Consider the following 15,113-nt stretch of genomic DNA (forward strand, 5'->3'; position numbering starts at 1 on the left):
CGCGGCGGTGAAGCTGGACGATCTGGCTCACAAAGGCGAAGCATCACTCTTCAAGTAATGGCAAAACTCTCTCGTCGAGAAATTTGAGGCGACTACCCAGCATTTCCGCGTTGGCGGGAGTAGCCGGAACATTAACAGGGATCAGATCCGCAACCGACTTCCCCTGGCGCGCGGCTTCAACCCAATCTTCCATCGCGCCTATATATCCATCTAGCGCTTCAAACGGGGTTCCGACCTCGTCGCCGGGCATGTAGGCTGGAGGTACATCACCGACGATCACCCATACCCATTGGGGCACGTCTGGTTTTCCGGATGCAATCTCGAAGAGAAAAATGTAGACTATCCCTTCAGCACCATACCCGAAAAACTCGGCCTTTATGTTCTTCCCCCAGCCAAAAGACATAAGATATTGACGAGCCTCAAGATGAGCTGCGTCAAGATTGTCATCCGCGTCGGGATCGCCAGCCGGAAGGGGCAAGCGGCTTACTTTACTGAGATCCGGTGTAATTTCGTTCACATTATCCCTCCACTACTCATTTTCTGCTTCAGCCATCGTCTCTTAGCCCAACGTTTAAAATCACCGGCTTCCGTGTGGTGCCTTATGTGATCTTCCCTGGTACGAGGCCTGATATTCGATAGGTGGTCAAGCCCACCGTCGGCCAGAGCTTTCTCATGGGAGACGTCCATATTTCGACCCGTCTTGGGATCTTTAGGCCACGGTCGACGATGCAAAACTTCCCATTCCTTGCGAAGAGCTCTGCTCGTCATGGTGCGCTTGGTCGGAACAAGCTTTAGATCCTCCTCGTCAGTAATCTTGGCGGGTGGTTTTTCTGGAGTGGCAGAACTCTCGAACGGCCCGGCTTCTGTCGCCGTCGGAGCGCCTCCATTTTGTGGTACGTCGGCTGCCTCGCTAGCGGGTCCGCTGCCCGCCAGTTCGGATGCCGTCGAGCGTTCCAACGAGCCGGTGAGCCTTGCCGTCACCTGCCTGCGGATCGCGCTGAGCCCTTCGCCAAGGATATTGCCGCCGGCACCCCAAAGCGCGCCGGCGGCGGCGGCGCTCAGCATGTCCTCGTCCGCACCGTGCGCGTACGCTGCGCCGTATAAGGCGCCCTCACCGCTAGCCACGGCGGTTCGAGCGGCCAGACCGGTCAGCCCATCCAAGGCGGCGGTGCCCAGCCTACCGGTGAGCGTAATACCGGAATCCACCAGACCATGTCCGGCGATGGCGCCACCCAGAAGTTCCGCCGGCAGGGCTGCCGAGCCTGCCCGGTCTTCGGCATCTTCCGTCGCCGTCCGTTCGGCGGCGAGCAATTCCTCATAGCTCTTGTCCGAGAAAAGCGAATTGAGGCCGGCTGCGGCTTTGTCTGCGTGACCAAAAGAGATGCCTTTGGCCATCAGCCGGACCACGTCATCGGTGGCCTGAAGAGGTTGCAGCCAGAACGGAGCAGCGTTGTACTGTGCCTGAGCCGGATGCGACGCGACGGTCAAGAGACCGACCGCCAGAGCGTCCTTTCGGGCCTCGATGTCTGCCGGAGTCAGGTCAGGATCGGTTGCCGCATTCTGCCGAAGCCGAGGCAAGCCGGACTTGTACAATTGCCTGGCCATCTCATCCCGCAAGGGCTGATCGCGGACTGCCAGGAAAATCGCGCTTAGATCTGTCTGGCGCTGCGGCCACGGCACGCTTGGGTCGATGAATTTCGCAGCAAGGCTTTCGGCGGCGGACCAAGGCAACGGCAGTATCTTGTCGAAGCCCATCTCCTGCTGGGCTGCAACCACCCAGGTGATCGCAGCCGAATAGTCCTCGGGAGTTGTGATATTGTTCCAGTCGGAATGCCGGCCCGGGAACATTTGACTGACATAGGCGGCGGGGTCGGCCCGCCTAGCGCCCAAAACGAATTGTGCAGCGCCAGCCTTTGTTTCATATCGCGCCCGCTCTTCCTGCGAGCCGCTGGGACCGGGCTCAAAGTCCCGGAGCTGAGCGTGTATCGCTTGGTTCGGCGCACCGCGCATATCGAAGACCGCACTGGCGACGCCAGCCGTTGTCGTGAAATCCTCGAAATGCTTGGCGCCTTCGTCCGCGCCGTAGACATCGACGAAGTCCTGCGCGGTCGGCTGCTCCTCGGGGTATCTGCCGGTGGCAGCGATGACAGCCGGCGCATTTTGCTCCTCGAGCTGCACCTTCGCACGAGCATCGACCATTCGGGCTGCGGTGGCGATGTTGGCCTGGTCCTTCAGCGCAGCGATATCGCCAGGTTTTAGGTAGGTGATGACATCGAGGGCCGTATCGCGATCTGGCTCGCTCGCTGCGCCAACCGCCTCCTCTGCATCCGGCGTGAATTTGCCAACGCCCTTCGCGGCCATCGCGGTGGACGCGGAGGCGACCGCCCCCACCGTATCGTCCTTGGTCCGGCTTCCAGCTAGCGTCTGACCCAACATCTCGGCGGCACGCTTCGGGTCCTGGGCGATCATGGCCTGGACCAGCGCCTTGGCTGTGTTGGTGCGCCACGCCGCTTCAGCCGTTTGCCTGATAAGCGGATTGCCGATCTTGGCGATCAGGTCGAAGCCGCTCTGCCGAATCGCCTCGAAGTTCGCGGTGTCGTTCGGGTCGCCATTTGCGATGGCGGCGGTCGACATGGTGTCGACCTTGGTCCACTCGGCCAGCTCGTAGTCGTCGCGCCGCTGAAGCTGCCGCCGCGCCATGCGCAGCGAACCTGTCGCCCGCATCGCCTCCTTCTGCCCGGCGAAGGTGGCACGCTGGGTCTCGGGCATACCAGGCAAGGCAGCGTCGAACAGCGTGTCGAACAGGCCTGATTTGACCGCCCGTCCATTGCGCGGGTCGACTAGGCCGTACATGGCCTCGTGCAACCCGCCACCGTCGGGCGGCGCGTTGGCCGTCGCCTCGTCTTCCGCCTGCGCGATCTGGCCGTTGAAGCGGCGGCGCGCCAGTTCGGCGTCGAACGCCTCCTGCCGCTCCGTCATTTGCCGGTAGTGCTCGGCGAGAGCGGAGAGGCCATCGCCCTGACCCTGCATGGCGCCGCCGACTGGCGACCCCTGCGGATATTGCGGCGCATTGCCGGTATCGAGCCGGCGCTGGCCAACCGAAAGGGGGATGATGTGGACCATTGGCTGTTCCCTGCTCGGCTGGCTTTGAGAGGCGCGCACGCAGCGACGGACCGCCGGGACGGCAGTCTGTTCGGGAGCGCGGGTGGTGGGTTTTCGGCTGGAGCCTGGACGACGGAGGGTCGCGTACGGAGTATTCGGACTGCTGTTAGGGTGCTCGCGTGATACAGTCGGCGGGGCAGCGCCCCACTGTCCTGCCGGACATCTCCCCAAGAGGGGGGATTGGCAGCTTGGCGGACGCCGCCTACCCTTCCGCCCGCGCCGCCTTCTCCAGGGCCGCGAGCTGCGCTTCGTCCAGCGTCAGGAAGCCCATGATATGCTGCACTACTTCGGCGCGCGCATTGCTGAGCGCGCTGTGGAGTTCGAAGCCGGCGGGTGTCCTTGTCCGCGCCATCCACTCGCCGTAGGACGGGCGCCTGTAATAGCCGACCGTCGCCGCGAGATCGGCCAGCACCATCTCGCCGTCCTCGCCGGAAAAGACCCGGAGATAGGCCTTGGCCAACGCTTCGCGCGCCCTGGAGGGGCCGCCATTTTGCGCCGCGTGGGCGAAACGCTTGCGGCTCATGCGCGGCCACCCGCCGGCATCGCGTCCTGGACGGAGGCATCGGCAGCCGGCGCGGCTTGACTATCGCCTTGCATCATCGCCTGCAGCCCATCGAGCAGGCCGCTGTCGCGGGCCTGTACGGCGGCCGGCACAGCATCCTTGGCGGCCTTGCCGGCGGTGGCGATCGCAGCCATGCCGGCCTGCGCTGTCTGTGCCTTGGCGCGGGCATCGCGCAGACCGTCGACCTCCTCCTTGCGGCGGAAGATGCGTTGCGGGCTGCGGCCCGCGCTCTGCACGATCTTGATCGCCTCGTCGCTGTCGATGTTGTCCATCACGCCCGGGTCGAACTGCGCCATCTGCATGGCCGTGGTCACCAACTGGATGGTGTCGCGCGCCTCGGCCGAGCGGCGCAGCACGTCGAGGGGGCCGGTGAAGGTCGGCCGCACCGCCTTGCCGGCCAGGCTCTCCGGCGGCACGAAGCGGCTGTCCTCGTCATAGAGGCCCTTGTCTTCGAGAATGCCGAGCTCGCGGTCGAGATTGCTGGCGAAGCCAGCCTGGATGATCGAGCCGGAGGGACCGAGCAGCGCGCCCTTCTCCTCCTGGCGGATCAACGCCTCGGTCGCCGTCATCTGCGGGTTCTGCACCAGCGTCTGAAACAGATTGACGAACATCATGTCGCGGATCTCGTCGGCGCGGCTCTGGGCGTAGTTGAAGGCGTAGGTCGGGTTCTGCCCGGTGGCGATCGGCTGGATCAGCGGCCTGCCATTGTCGTCGATCAGGCCCGGATAATTCTCGCCGGGGTTGAGCACCGGGACATAGTCGAGCCTGGCCTTCGAGGCGGTCGCCGGATCGGTGATCTGCTGCAGCGCGCGCAGGCCGGAGCGGCGCACGGCGTTTTCCTCGCGCACAGTCGTCAGCGCCTCGATGGCCGGCGAGACGCCATAGGGATCGCCCTCGTAGCGGCGCCAGTTGAAGGTTGAGATGGGGAAACTGCGGAAGCCGCTTTCCCTGACGATCTCCTCCTCGTCCTCGATGACATGGTAGGAGGCAAACGCCATGTCGAGATACCGGGAACCGCCGCCCTGGCCGTACATCTTGCGCTCGTCGCGCGGCTGGATGCACTGGATCAGCGAGATCTTTTCCTCGCACTTGGCCGGATCGTCGACCAGCACCTTGATGCGCGCCGGCAGTTTTTCGTAGCCGAGCAGCTGTGCGGCCTGCCGCGCCGTGCGCTCGTAGCGGCGATGAAAGATGTCGACCTGGCCCCAGCGGTTGCGCGAGAGATAGCCTTCGACCACGGGGATCGAGGCATAGCGGATCAGCGTGCCGCCGAACCCTTCCTCGGCATAGAGATAGGCCGGGCCATAGCGCACGACATTGCGCAGGCAGGCCTGCGTGGCCGGCACGAAATTGGAATTGGCGGAGTAGCGCAGCGAGAACAGGAAATCGCGAAGGCTTTCGGCCCATTCCTTTTCCTCGTCGGTCTCCTCGTCGTTCATGGCGGCGGTCGACAGGCCATGCCATTTTTCCGATTGCGGGATGATCAGGCTTTCGAGCCCCGCGGCCAGCCGGTTGGCGGCCGAGTTGATGGTGTTGGCGTAGACGCGGCTACCACGCCGCTCCTGCCGCTCGGCTTGCGAATCCAGCCCGCCACCGCGCCGGCCGTTCCAGATGTCGGGGGCATCGGGATCGCAGAACTCCGCCACCTGCTCCCACACCGCCTCGTACTGGTTGCGTTCGGTCTCGAGCTCGGATTGGCGCGAAAGAATATCGCGGGCGCGGGAATCGGTCATGGGTGCCTCCGGCATATCTGGAAAAGATGGTTGGAGAGATCAGCGCCAAGCGGCCCCCTCTGGCTTGCCGGCCATCTCCCCCTCAAGCGGGGAGATCAGCCGCTTCGCAGCGTGCACATCCTGACATCTGCGATTTGAGAAAGCGGTGGTGACATTCGATCTCCCCCCTTGAGGGGAGATGCCCGGCAGGGCGGAGAGGGGTAGCTCGCGCCAACCTCCCCTTTAAAAACTCATGTCATCTTTTGCCCACTTGGTGGTGCTACGAGCGTTTCGCGGCGGGCAGAAGGAGGTCGATGTGACGACGACGAGCCTTGCCGGCACCCTGAAAAACCGCGGCAAGCAGGCGGCCAAGCGGCTGCTTGGCTATGACAGCCGCAACTGGCTGCGCATCCGCCAGATCGAGGCGTTCAGCCTTTTCCTCGAAGCGGGAAACCGCAAGGCCTCGGACGTGATCGAGATTTCGCCCGGCTGGAACCGATACTGGCGGGCGATGTGCCCGAACTACCGCTCGGTCGATTTCCCCGCCTTCGACATCTGCAAGGATCGCACGGAGGAAGAATATTCCATCGTCATCGCCGACCAGGTACTGGAACATGTCAAGCGCCCGCAAGCCGCGGTGCGCAACATCCATGCCATGACCCGACCCGGCGGCTGGGCGATGGTGGCGACGCCCTTCCTGTTTCGGGTCCACGCGCGGCCGCACGACTACAACAGATGGACCCCCGCCGGCCTGAAGCAATTGATGGTCGAGGGCGGCTTCCCCGAAGCCAATGTCAAGGTCCACGGCTGGGGCAACAAGGCCTGCGCCCGCGCCCACATAGGCGGCCCCGTGCGCGCCTATGGCCTGTGGCGCGATCTCAGCAACGACGAGGAATATCCGGTGATGGTGTGGGCGTTCGCGAGGAAGGCCAACTAGCCGATCTCCCCACGGGGATAGCGGTTGCATCACCGCCGCTTCGCCAGCCTTGCGCGCCGGCGCCAGTACCACCAGTCCAGCACGCGCTTGCGAAAACTGCGCTTCATCGCGGTCATGTCATACCCCCAGGAGCACGCGGCGCTGGCCGCCGAGATCGCTCGGCGAAAGGTCGGTCTTGATGGTGCCGGCGGTGCCCTGGCGCTGCTCGAGTTCAGCCCGCAGGGCCGCCTCTCGCGCCTGCATATCCTTGTCCTGCACGGTCGGCGCCGGCGGCAGCGGCTTCAGTTCCGGTGGTTTTTGAAACAGACACATGGTTCCAGCCTTCTCTTGTCCAGTCGTAGAGGAAGAAATCTTCGCCGTTCTTGCCGTAACCCGGCAGCAGGCAGCGTTGCTCGGCACCAAGCCGGCCAAGCCAGCGCAGCGCCAGCTGATTTGCGGCCTCGACCCGCCAGGCGCCGCGCGCCGCAACTTGCGGCCCAAGCACGGCATGAAAGTGTGCGGTAATGCCGGGTACGCAGCGCTCCATGCGGCGCGTGCCCCAGCTCCAGGCGACCCACAGCCCGCCGCGCTGCTCGGCCGCGCCAAAGCCTGCCTCCGGATTGCCGTCGAGCTCGGCGACATAGGCAAAGCCCTGCAAAGCGGTCAGCGCCAGCAGCGCCGGCGACCACTGGTCAAGCTGGCAGTCGATCTCGTCGCGGTCCGCGGGGCGCAGATTGGCGGCGATATAGGAGAGATCGCGCAGCGTGGCTCCGATAATTCGAACCGTCATCGCGCTGCTTCATTTCTACTCGCTCCGCAACCTGCTAACAGTCGAGCCAGGGGGAGAGAGTGTTTTCAAGATTTCCTGACAACGTACAATGGCACAGCGACCGGAGGCAGCGGCTTCTTAGCCTCTGCAGAGCACTACTGTCGTTGTCGGTACGGATGGTGCTGTTGGCAATGACCGGCGCGATCGTCTGGCGAAGACTGGAGAATCCGCGGACTGCATTTGACCACGGGTTTAGAATTTTCGTCTCAATAGTCCTCGTGACGAGACCGCCCCCGCTCTGCTGGATTTGTGGCGGATATTTCTTTGGACCTGGAGAGCAGTGTTTCCCCGCAAGGGAACACAGGACGCTCGGATAACCGCGGCGTTCCTCATGATTTTTTCTGGATCTCGCTGATCGTAGCGATAGCCCTGGTGTCTGCTGACTCTGTTTTTGAATTCATCAAGAGGATGGGCATTTCGGTGCACGTTTAGAGCGATGCATGGCGACGAACGGGATCGAGAACCCGTTCGGAAACGACAAGCTGATAGTCCTTGGCTATTCCGAAATCGTGGCCAGCCTTCCCGTTCACCTTCAGCCATACACTCCATTCGATACTCGCGTCGAAAGCGCAATTACTTCGGCGCGAACTAAAGCGTCTACCGGCCGTCGTAGGGCTCAACCGTTGCGGATGGAATACCAAGGTGGTCGAGTATATCTAGTACACGTTCCGATATAACCAGGCGCAGATCGCCAGCAATGCCGAAATCATCATGACCTGCCTTTCCACTCACTTTCAACCATACGAACTGCGGGAATTCCACGGCGGGTTGCAGTTCCAGAAAGTCATCCGACTTCGTGATTTCCACATGGGCGAAGCTCGCACCCGAAGAGCCGATGTTCTGCAGGGCCTGTTTGGCTTGAGACACGACAAGAAAGCATGGGAAGGTGGTTATGATAACATCGCCGACCCATCCGTCCATCTGGTAGATGAGTTTTCTTACAATAGGGGGATGAACGCTCGTGTCCATGATGGTGCCACGACCTATTCCACCTGCGACATCGGGCTTTTAGGTCGGCAAAGCGCGCGTGGTCGGGCAGCATATTCAGCCCATGCGCGGCAGATTGCTTGGCGAGCGCCACACCGGCGCCTTCCAGCGTCTCGCGGCGGCCGTCGCGCGGCCAGGCGAAAGGCAGCCATTCGCCCTAGGGTTTCAGCGCCTATAAGCGTCAGAACTCCAAGACCAAGGGCATCAAGACCCTTCGAAAGGTTCAATCAATGCGTTCGAGATCCCGAATGGCTTGAGAGCATCGAGAACGCGCTCGGAAACGACAAGGCGTAAGTCTTCCGCGATACCGAAGTCATCACGGCCGGCGTCTCCGTTCGCTTTCAGCCATACGAACGGCGGGAGCTTCTGATCCGGTTGCATCTCATCGAATAACTCAGATGTAGTCACTTCGACATCGTCGAATGTTACACCAGAAAAACTACCTTTTAGGATCACCGCTTTGACGTCTTCAGTGACGAGGAAGCATGGAAATGACGCCACCATGCTATCGCCCAACCAGCCGTCAAATTCAAAATGTAAACGACTTATGAGAGGAGGATGGACGCTTGGGTCGATAATGATATTGTCACCGAAGCCACCAGAAACCTCTGGTTCCAGATAATAATATTTCATTTCTTACCTATTGGTGGATTGAAAAGGTGACCACATTTTTCATCTATTTCGTCAGCTTTCTCAAGCAATTTCCGTAAAGTGGTCGTTGGATTCCGCCTGTAGAATGCATCTCGCTCCTGCTTCGCCCTGGGAGGACGAAGCAATGTTTGCACCCTACCGAAACGCCGCCAGCGGATCGCTCTGCCCCTTGCGCCGCGCCGCCTTGAACTCCGAGGGATCGATCACCGCTTCGCGCAGCATCATCACGCCGTAGCGGGTCGCGGCCATCAAATCGTCGCGCAGCTTCACCACTTGGCCGTCCTTGCGATGGTACAGCCTGAACTCCTCGAACCAGGACAAGTGCGTCGAAAACACCTTGAAGCGGCCGCTCTGCATGCGGTCGAGCATCTCCATCAGCCCGGCCTCGACCGAAACCGAACCGTCGGCAAAGCGCGCGTGGCCGGGCAGCATGTTCAGCCCATGCGCGGCATATTGCTTGGCGAGCGCCGTGCCCGCCCCTTCCAGCGTCTCGCGGCGGCCGTCGCGCGGCCATGCCCAGGGCAGCCACTCGCCCCAGGGTTTCAGCGTCAGCGCCTGCATCGCCGGCGTCTGTTGCGAGGCGCGGGCGGCTTTGGTGACATAGACGACATCGGCCTCCGTATCCCAGGCGAGCTCGACGGCGGCCGAAGGATGGTCCCAGCCGAAATCGAGCGCCCCGAGGCGCGGCCAGTAGCGCGGCAGCCGGAACGGCTCGCAGGCGAGCAGCGCCTCGGCCACCGGGAAGATGCGGCCCGAGCCCAGCACCGGAATGCCGCGGGCGCGGGCATCGCGCTCATGTTCGGGATAGGCGGCGACGATCGCCGCGCGTTCCCCGGGCGAATAGTGCGGCGCATCGTCGATGGTCATGAAGGTGACGTGACGGCTCATTGCGCTGTCCTTGAATCATCTTGCGAGGCGCCGATCGTATGGTGTTGTTCGCACTTGGTTCTGGCGGCCGTCGCCGGCGGCCACTTCCCCCATGGCGAGTAACCCCGCGCGGGGATCGGGTCAGCCCCTCAGGACTTGTACCCTTCGTTCAGGCAGTCGTTCCGCCAGGCCCAGTCGAAGTCGGCCCGCGACATGGACTGGCCCATGCCCGGCTCGACAAACGGACCGGCGGTGTTGTCGATATAGACGATGAAGCGCGCCTCCTTGGTGAAGGCGCCAACCTTGGCGGTGATGACGCCGCAGGTCTGGCCGGTCGAACTGTCGCCGGTAAGCTGGACATGCGAGAAGGTGGCCGAAGCATCGCTTATCAGGCCACGCATCTTGCCTTCGGCGCCGGCGATCGCGTCGGCGCGCCAATCGCCGCTGCCGCTGCAGGCTGAAAGCAGTGCAGGCAGGAAGAACAATTTTATGAGGTGGCGCATGTCGGCTCCCGAACGTCGCGCCACAAGCTACTCGACCTTCAGTTGCCGCCAAGCGGTGTTGCAAATCATGGTTTCGGAGCGGTTTCACCCATCCGCTCCACTTCCCCCGCCGACAGGAACAACATTACCACGTCGCTCATTCCCAGCAGCGGCGTGAAGGTGACGATGGTGATGCCGCCGGTCGCGTTGGTGCGCGTCAGGCCTTCGGAATAGATGTCGAGCGGCGGCTCCTCGTCGAACCAGACGCCATGCAGCGTCTCGCCCTGCCATTTCTCTCGACCCTTTTCGTAGCTCTTGAACGACAGCACGCTCTCGCCGGCCTGCACATCGCCGCCGCCGCCATGGCGCACCACGACGCTGTCGAGCGCACCGGGCGCGCCGCGCCCCATGATGGTGTCCAAAATGGCGTCTGCCGGTATCATGCCGGTGCCCCATGCCGCCTGCTGCTGCGGCGGGCCGATCAGCACGCGCTGCGGGTTGTCGCGCGTGCCCTCGCCGGTGACGCCGGCGGCCCACAGCCGTACCGGCGTGTCGAACACCTTGCCTTGCCACCACGCGGGGTAGCGGCCGGTGAGGTGCATCGCCCACTCGGCGCCGCCGGCTTTTGTCTTGCCGAGCTGGTTGCCGGCCATGAACAGCCGCTCCCGATGGGCGGCTCCAGCCGTGTGAAATTCGGCCTGGCGCTGATACGGCATGTAAGCCGCCAGCAGATTTGAGCGACGCCGGCGGTCAAGCTCCGCCAGCAGCGTCAGATATTCGGTTCGGGCCGAGATCAGACCGCTCCTCGAGGAACGGTTTGACGACGTTTTCAAGGGCGCGGATGCGGCTGCGGATCTCGTCATCGCTCAGGGCGTCCAGTTGGTTGACGGCGACATCGAAATCCTTGGGCAGCACCGACAGCACGATCTTCAGATACTGATCCGGCTTGTCGGCGCGCACCTCGGCGAGGACACCGGCGCCATGCGCCCGAAAATCGGCTCGTACGGCGGCGAGAAAATCATCGCCCAGTGTTTTCTTGGTCCGCTTCGGCCGGGGCGTCTTCGCGGCTACCGGACTGGCAGCAGGCTTGCGCCTTGCCGCCCTGGCCTTGCCGCGCGCCGGCCCGGGATTGGTTTCCTCAGCCATCGGCCTCCCCCAAGGCATCGCCCGCCGCCGCCTTCGGCGCCGCCGCTCTGGTTCGCCGGACCGCCTTTTTCGACCGAACGGGCTTCTTCCCGGCCCGTTTGGCACGCTTCGGCCTTCCGACGGGTTTTGCCGCACCGGCCCGCGCCTTGAGCTTCGCCGTGGCGAGGCCGACAGCGCGGCAGTCGATACCGGCCTGCGGAAAGCAGAAGCCACCGCCCGCCTCCCGTACCATGCCGATCAGCACGCCGGCGGGAACCTCCTCGACCTGGCCGAGGCGCGCCACCGGGCCGGCGCCCTCGAATTCACCGATGGCGCTGACGATCTCGCGGCCGTCATCGCCGGTGATGATGCTGGCATAGCGGGGCATGGGATTTCTCGCATCTCGCGGAAGCAGTGCTCTACGGCGCCACCGCACCGGTAGGCAACCCGACCAGGGGTCAGAAACACAAAACCCGCCTCGGAGGCGGGTCGGTGGCGCAAATCAGCACCATGGATGGATTTATAGCATCGCTGCCCTCACCAGGTCAATGCCAAATAGGAAAAAATTCACATCTTCAGGGAAGGCATGATCCCGACCGCTGACATTTATCCGGCTATCCATGAACCGGCTCCTGTGAAATCATCAGCGCCAGCTCATGGAATGATTCCCGTCGCACGGCCTTGTAGGAGAGGACGATGGACAGACCGGCCATGGCATCCGTCTTCAGGATGCGGCACGCCCCGGCCACGGTCTCCGGTGTGCGCAGCACCGGCCAAGGCCAGGCGGATCCAGCCATCCGGGTCCACTCGCTTGGCGAAGCGATCCGCTTCGTCGCCAACGCTTACCCTAACTACGACATCGGCACTGTCGCCATAGACTGCGGCGACCCTTCGATCCCGCGCCTCGGCAGCCTGGAAGTCAGGGCGCTTTGGCGCGAGTATGGCGAGCGCTTGACGCAGGAGTAGCGCCTTACCGCTGACGATCGGCGCGCTGGTTCCTGCACGCCGGCCGGATCGGAAACGCTACTGATGCGTTCCACTGCGATCAACGGAGGGAGAAATTCATGAACGTCGCCAACCTGCAACTCGAGGGCCTGCTGATGGCCGTCGCCTCGATCAACCACGTCCTGGTCAAAAAGGGAGTGCTGACGTCGGAGGAGATCGATATCGCGCTCCGCAAGGCCGAGGCGTCGGAAACCGGCGAGGAGCGATCCGACGGCATGTCGGCGTCGAACCGCGACGCCGTCAATTTTCCGATCCGGCTACTGGAACTCGCCAATCAGTGCCAGCCGGAGGCCGACATGCCGTCTTTCTCGAAGCTGGCCCGCATGGTCGGCCAGATGAAGGAGCCCTACAACGATCAGATGTGAGGCTTCCGCCCCAAGGACGAGCTCTCTATGCCCTGTCCCGGGCGCGCCTCTTCGCCTAGCCCCGGGCGGGCTCCCCACGCCCTGCCCCGGGCGGGCTTCTTACGCCCTGCCCCGGGCGGGCTTCTTACGCCCTGCCCCGGGCGGGCTTCTTACGCCCTGCCCCGGGCGGGCTTCTTACGCCCTGCCCCGGGCGGGCTTCTTACGCCCTGCCCGGCCATCCCAGGCTCAGCGCCAGAATTCTTCCCGGTCCATGGACCGCCGCGAACAGCAGTCCGGCCAGGAACGAAAAATGGTCGACGAAGAAGCCGAACTCGGCCTGGTTGCCGGCCCAGTGGCTGGGTCCGTGGAAGGCAAAGGCCAGGAACAGCACATAGGCCGCGGCAACCAGGGCGGCTTGGGTAAAGAAGGCGCCGCTGAGGAAACACAGCACCAGGGCCACCTCCAGGATTGCCGCGCACCATGCCAAGAAGAGCGGGAACGGAAAGCCCGCGGCCGCGATATAGCCCGCCGTGGCCTCCATGCCCATGAACTTGAAGGTGACCGCCATCAGGAAGACGGCGGCGAAGATCAGGCGGGCGACGAGAAGGGCCGCGGTCTGCCACGGCGATTGTGCGATTTGAGTCGACATGGTTGTTCTCCAGCTTCATCAGCCCCAAGGACGCACCGGCACGCGTCATTCCTACACGTCAGACGAGATTTTTCGCCGCTGCCGCTTCTCCGGCTGATGGGGAAGCACACGGCTCGCCCGACCGGCTGAGGTTTAGAATCCTTAATCGTCCTGAAACTTGTCTGTAACCTTGATCGTGATATTATTAGCCGGGGCTAATGCACGGCTGTGTCTGGTGCAGATAGGGGTGGGCAGGTTTTGGGCGCAAGCATCAGGCTGGGGACGAAGTCCTATCTGGTCCGGACACCGGTTCTGGGGTGTGAGGGCTGCGGCGGCACCGGCCAGGTTTTCCAATGCCCGCGCTGGACGAGTTCCAACGGCCTTTGCTGCCCCGCCGGCACGCATCGCCGCGGCTGTCCCGGCGCCAGCGCGCGCTGCGCCCAATGCAGCGACACCGACAGCGCCGACCCGACGTCTTCATTGGCCTAGGCTGCACTGGCATTGCCCGGCGATGGAACCAGCATCGCCGATCCGTGTTATGTGTGACCGCGACATATAGGCGTCCGCGCGACCATGCGGCTTACAGAAAGTGAGACCCGACATGCCCGACGACAAATCCAAGACCAAACAGGACCGCAAGCTGGTCTCGAGCGAGGAAACTTACGAGGTCGCGGCCTTCGCGCGCAAATACGGCATTCCGCAGAGCGAGGCCCAGACCATCATCAAGCGCTACGGACCTTCCCGCAAGAAGCTCGACAACCACATGGCCGCGCGCGGATAAAAAAGTAGCGGCCGCAAGGCGGCAACCAATTCGCCGGCATGGCGTTGAAGAATGCTGCGGGCCGCGTCAACCGGGCTCGGCGGTACGGTGAACAGGATGTCTTTTTCCCGGTTTCTCATCCTGGCCAACGAAATGGCAGACGAGCATCTGTCCCGCCCGGCCCGCGGCATGCCAAACTGACGGAGCCTGCCAGGGCTGGAGCAGCCGTATGGCAGGCAAAGCCAGGCCGGCGAAACGAAGGGCGCAACCATGTCCGATACAACACGCAGGACCGGCAGTTGCCTTTGCGGTGGCGTGCATTTCGTCGTGACCGGCCAGCCGTCGCGGGTTGGCCTTTGCCATTGCAAGGATTGCCGCAAGGCGGGTGGTTCGGCCTATTCGGCCTTTGCCATCTGGCCGCGTGACGCGTTCGAGACATCGGGCGAGGTCGCCAGCTACGGCACACGCAGCTTTTGCCCGACCTGCGGCAGCCGCGTCGCCTGGGTCGACGACAACGAGGCCGAGGTTATGCTCGGCAGCCTCGACGTCGCACCGACGGATTTGGCACCGCAATATGAATTGTGGACCGGCCGGCGCGAAACCTGGCTGCATGCCTTGCCCGACGCCGAGCAGTTCGAGCATGACCGGCCGCAAGCACAGGATGTCGACCTGCCGGCGCCCAGGCCCTTGTCGGATGCCGTCGCGCGCGACTAAGCATGGTTAGAAATTGATCCTCCGGGCCTGGAACCCTCCCCTGTCGTCGACGTTATCCGGCGCTTCCTCGGTGCATGTCGGCCGATGTGCGTGATTCATGGAGACGACCGTTGAACGACAAGATGTTTCCCCGACCGATCCGCCTGAAATTCGCCCCCGAGCGGGAGCGCGTGGTGCGCAGCGCCTGGGAGGGGCTGGAATGCCTTGGTGACTGGCCGGCCGGCCAAGGCCGCCGATACCGCGCGGCGCTGCGCACCTGCCGCGATGCGCTGGACGGTTGGACGCCGGCGGAAAAGGCCATGCGGGCGATGATCGACGCCGCGCGCGAGGCGCGCATCCTCCAGTGAGGACCCAGTAGCGGGAGAAACC

The 15,113-nt window shown here is 63.4% G+C and carries 19 protein-coding genes; 6 read left to right on the forward strand and 13 right to left on the reverse strand.

Going from position 1 to position 15,113, the window contains the following annotated elements; all coding sequences use genetic code 11:
• Positions 1–43: 43 nt before the first annotated feature.
• The 4 genes from AC3CB8_RS24260 to AC3CB8_RS24275 form a co-directional block, all read right to left on the reverse strand.
• Entirely contained in the window at positions 44–517 is a 474-nt protein-coding gene (locus AC3CB8_RS24260) for a hypothetical protein (RefSeq protein ID WP_352563790.1), read from the reverse strand.
• Complete coding sequence (locus AC3CB8_RS24265; RefSeq protein WP_352726225.1) at positions 514–3,123, reverse strand: HNH endonuclease signature motif containing protein; 2,610 nt, start codon at positions 3,121–3,123, stop codon at positions 514–516. Before AC3CB8_RS24265 ends, AC3CB8_RS24260 begins: the two co-directional genes overlap by 4 nt.
• A gap of 241 nt (positions 3,124–3,364) precedes the next feature.
• Positions 3,365–3,685 (reverse strand): Bbp19 family protein, encoded by a 321-nt coding sequence (locus AC3CB8_RS24270; RefSeq protein WP_023774091.1) that lies wholly within the window; start codon positions 3,683–3,685, stop codon positions 3,365–3,367.
• Complete coding sequence (locus AC3CB8_RS24275) at positions 3,682–5,457, reverse strand: portal protein (protein WP_352563788.1); 1,776 nt, start codon at positions 5,455–5,457, stop codon at positions 3,682–3,684. The genes AC3CB8_RS24270 and AC3CB8_RS24275 overlap by 4 nt, the downstream gene beginning before the upstream one ends.
• A gap of 295 nt (positions 5,458–5,752) precedes the next feature.
• Here AC3CB8_RS24275 and AC3CB8_RS24280 point away from each other — a divergent pair, with 295 nt between their 5' ends.
• A complete protein-coding gene (locus AC3CB8_RS24280) occupies positions 5,753–6,373 on the forward strand; it encodes a class I SAM-dependent methyltransferase (protein ID WP_023774089.1) in 621 nt (206 codons plus the stop codon).
• Between the two features lie 211 nt (positions 6,374–6,584).
• Here the strand turns inward: AC3CB8_RS24280 and AC3CB8_RS24285 are convergent, their stop codons facing one another.
• The 8 genes from AC3CB8_RS24285 to AC3CB8_RS24320 form a co-directional block, all read right to left on the reverse strand.
• Positions 6,585–7,142, reverse strand: coding sequence for a hypothetical protein (locus AC3CB8_RS24285; RefSeq protein ID WP_352595295.1), 558 nt, complete (start codon positions 7,140–7,142; stop codon positions 6,585–6,587).
• 636 nt (positions 7,143–7,778) lie between these two features.
• Positions 7,779–8,150, reverse strand: coding sequence for a hypothetical protein (locus AC3CB8_RS24290; protein ID WP_352563786.1), 372 nt, complete (start codon positions 8,148–8,150; stop codon positions 7,779–7,781).
• A gap of 222 nt (positions 8,151–8,372) precedes the next feature.
• On the reverse strand, positions 8,373–8,801 hold the full coding sequence (locus AC3CB8_RS24295) for a hypothetical protein (RefSeq protein ID WP_352563785.1): 429 nt from the start codon (positions 8,799–8,801) through the stop codon (positions 8,373–8,375).
• Positions 8,802–8,954: 153 nt separating this feature from the next.
• Positions 8,955–9,707, reverse strand: a complete 753-nt coding sequence (locus AC3CB8_RS24300; RefSeq protein ID WP_352563784.1) for a phage terminase large subunit family protein — start codon at positions 9,705–9,707, stop codon at positions 8,955–8,957.
• Positions 9,708–9,835: 128 nt separating this feature from the next.
• A complete protein-coding gene (locus AC3CB8_RS24305) occupies positions 9,836–10,189 on the reverse strand; it encodes a hypothetical protein (RefSeq protein WP_023774082.1) in 354 nt (117 codons plus the stop codon).
• 65 nt (positions 10,190–10,254) lie between these two features.
• Entirely contained in the window at positions 10,255–10,884 is a 630-nt protein-coding gene (locus AC3CB8_RS24310; protein ID WP_435053027.1) for a terminase large subunit domain-containing protein, read from the reverse strand.
• Positions 10,885–10,918: 34 nt separating this feature from the next.
• Complete coding sequence (locus tag AC3CB8_RS24315; protein ID WP_352563783.1) at positions 10,919–11,314, reverse strand: hypothetical protein; 396 nt, start codon at positions 11,312–11,314, stop codon at positions 10,919–10,921.
• Positions 11,307–11,681, reverse strand: coding sequence for a hypothetical protein (locus AC3CB8_RS24320; RefSeq protein WP_352563782.1), 375 nt, complete (start codon positions 11,679–11,681; stop codon positions 11,307–11,309). The genes AC3CB8_RS24315 and AC3CB8_RS24320 overlap by 8 nt, the downstream gene beginning before the upstream one ends.
• A gap of 308 nt (positions 11,682–11,989) precedes the next feature.
• On the opposite strand from AC3CB8_RS24320, the gene AC3CB8_RS24325 reads away from it, so the two are divergent.
• Together AC3CB8_RS24325 and AC3CB8_RS24330 are read left to right on the forward strand one after the other, a co-directional pair.
• Positions 11,990–12,259, forward strand: a complete 270-nt coding sequence (locus AC3CB8_RS24325; RefSeq protein ID WP_023782815.1) for a hypothetical protein — start codon at positions 11,990–11,992, stop codon at positions 12,257–12,259.
• A gap of 98 nt (positions 12,260–12,357) precedes the next feature.
• Positions 12,358–12,663: a hypothetical protein gene (locus AC3CB8_RS24330; RefSeq protein WP_015317041.1), complete on the forward strand. Its 306-nt coding sequence runs from the start codon at positions 12,358–12,360 to the stop codon at positions 12,661–12,663.
• A gap of 199 nt (positions 12,664–12,862) precedes the next feature.
• On the opposite strand, the gene AC3CB8_RS24335 is transcribed toward AC3CB8_RS24330, so the two are convergent.
• Complete coding sequence (locus tag AC3CB8_RS24335; protein ID WP_023774076.1) at positions 12,863–13,291, reverse strand: DoxX family protein; 429 nt, start codon at positions 13,289–13,291, stop codon at positions 12,863–12,865.
• 580 nt (positions 13,292–13,871) lie between these two features.
• On the opposite strand from AC3CB8_RS24335, the gene AC3CB8_RS24340 reads away from it, so the two are divergent.
• The 3 genes from AC3CB8_RS24340 (at position 13,872) to AC3CB8_RS24350 (ending at position 15,091) form a co-directional block, all read left to right on the forward strand.
• On the forward strand, positions 13,872–14,051 hold the full coding sequence (locus tag AC3CB8_RS24340) for a DUF3606 domain-containing protein (protein WP_015317039.1): 180 nt from the start codon (positions 13,872–13,874) through the stop codon (positions 14,049–14,051).
• Positions 14,052–14,300: 249 nt separating this feature from the next.
• The gene (locus tag AC3CB8_RS24345) at positions 14,301–14,744 is read left to right on the forward strand and encodes a GFA family protein (RefSeq protein ID WP_023774074.1); all 444 of its coding nucleotides are present in this window, start codon (positions 14,301–14,303) and stop codon (positions 14,742–14,744) included.
• 110 nt (positions 14,745–14,854) lie between these two features.
• The gene (locus tag AC3CB8_RS24350; protein WP_023774073.1) at positions 14,855–15,091 is read left to right on the forward strand and encodes a DUF982 domain-containing protein; all 237 of its coding nucleotides are present in this window, start codon (positions 14,855–14,857) and stop codon (positions 15,089–15,091) included.
• Positions 15,092–15,113: the final 22 nt, after the last annotated feature.

The organism is Mesorhizobium sp. P160927 (assembly GCF_057766385.1).

Coding starts and splice junctions, on each gene's coding strand:
- AC3CB8_RS24320 (WP_352563782.1), bottom strand. CDS start 11,681: ATGCCCCGCTATGCCAGCATCATCACCGGCGATGACGGCCGCGAGATC.
- AC3CB8_RS24275 (WP_352563788.1), bottom strand. CDS start 5,457: ATGACCGATTCCCGCGCCCGCGATATTCTTTCGCGCCAATCCGAGCTC.
- AC3CB8_RS24265 (WP_352726225.1), bottom strand. CDS start 3,123: ATGGTCCACATCATCCCCCTTTCGGTTGGCCAGCGCCGGCTCGATACC.
- AC3CB8_RS24285 (WP_352595295.1), bottom strand. CDS start 7,142: ATGACGGTTCGAATTATCGGAGCCACGCTGCGCGATCTCTCCTATATC.
- AC3CB8_RS24325 (WP_023782815.1), top strand. CDS start 11,990: ATGGACAGACCGGCCATGGCATCCGTCTTCAGGATGCGGCACGCCCCG.
- AC3CB8_RS24335 (WP_023774076.1), bottom strand. CDS start 13,291: ATGTCGACTCAAATCGCACAATCGCCGTGGCAGACCGCGGCCCTTCTC.
- AC3CB8_RS24270 (WP_023774091.1), bottom strand. CDS start 3,685: ATGAGCCGCAAGCGTTTCGCCCACGCGGCGCAAAATGGCGGCCCCTCC.
- AC3CB8_RS24340 (WP_015317039.1), top strand. CDS start 13,872: ATGCCCGACGACAAATCCAAGACCAAACAGGACCGCAAGCTGGTCTCG.
- AC3CB8_RS24330 (WP_015317041.1), top strand. CDS start 12,358: ATGAACGTCGCCAACCTGCAACTCGAGGGCCTGCTGATGGCCGTCGCC.
- AC3CB8_RS24315 (WP_352563783.1), bottom strand. CDS start 11,314: ATGGCTGAGGAAACCAATCCCGGGCCGGCGCGCGGCAAGGCCAGGGCG.
- AC3CB8_RS24300 (WP_352563784.1), bottom strand. CDS start 9,707: ATGAGCCGTCACGTCACCTTCATGACCATCGACGATGCGCCGCACTAT.
- AC3CB8_RS24305 (WP_023774082.1), bottom strand. CDS start 10,189: ATGCGCCACCTCATAAAATTGTTCTTCCTGCCTGCACTGCTTTCAGCC.
- AC3CB8_RS24345 (WP_023774074.1), top strand. CDS start 14,301: ATGTCCGATACAACACGCAGGACCGGCAGTTGCCTTTGCGGTGGCGTG.
- AC3CB8_RS24290 (WP_352563786.1), bottom strand. CDS start 8,150: ATGGACACGAGCGTTCATCCCCCTATTGTAAGAAAACTCATCTACCAG.
- AC3CB8_RS24295 (WP_352563785.1), bottom strand. CDS start 8,801: ATGAAATATTATTATCTGGAACCAGAGGTTTCTGGTGGCTTCGGTGAC.
- AC3CB8_RS24310 (WP_435053027.1), bottom strand. CDS start 10,884: ATGCCGTATCAGCGCCAGGCCGAATTTCACACGGCTGGAGCCGCCCAT.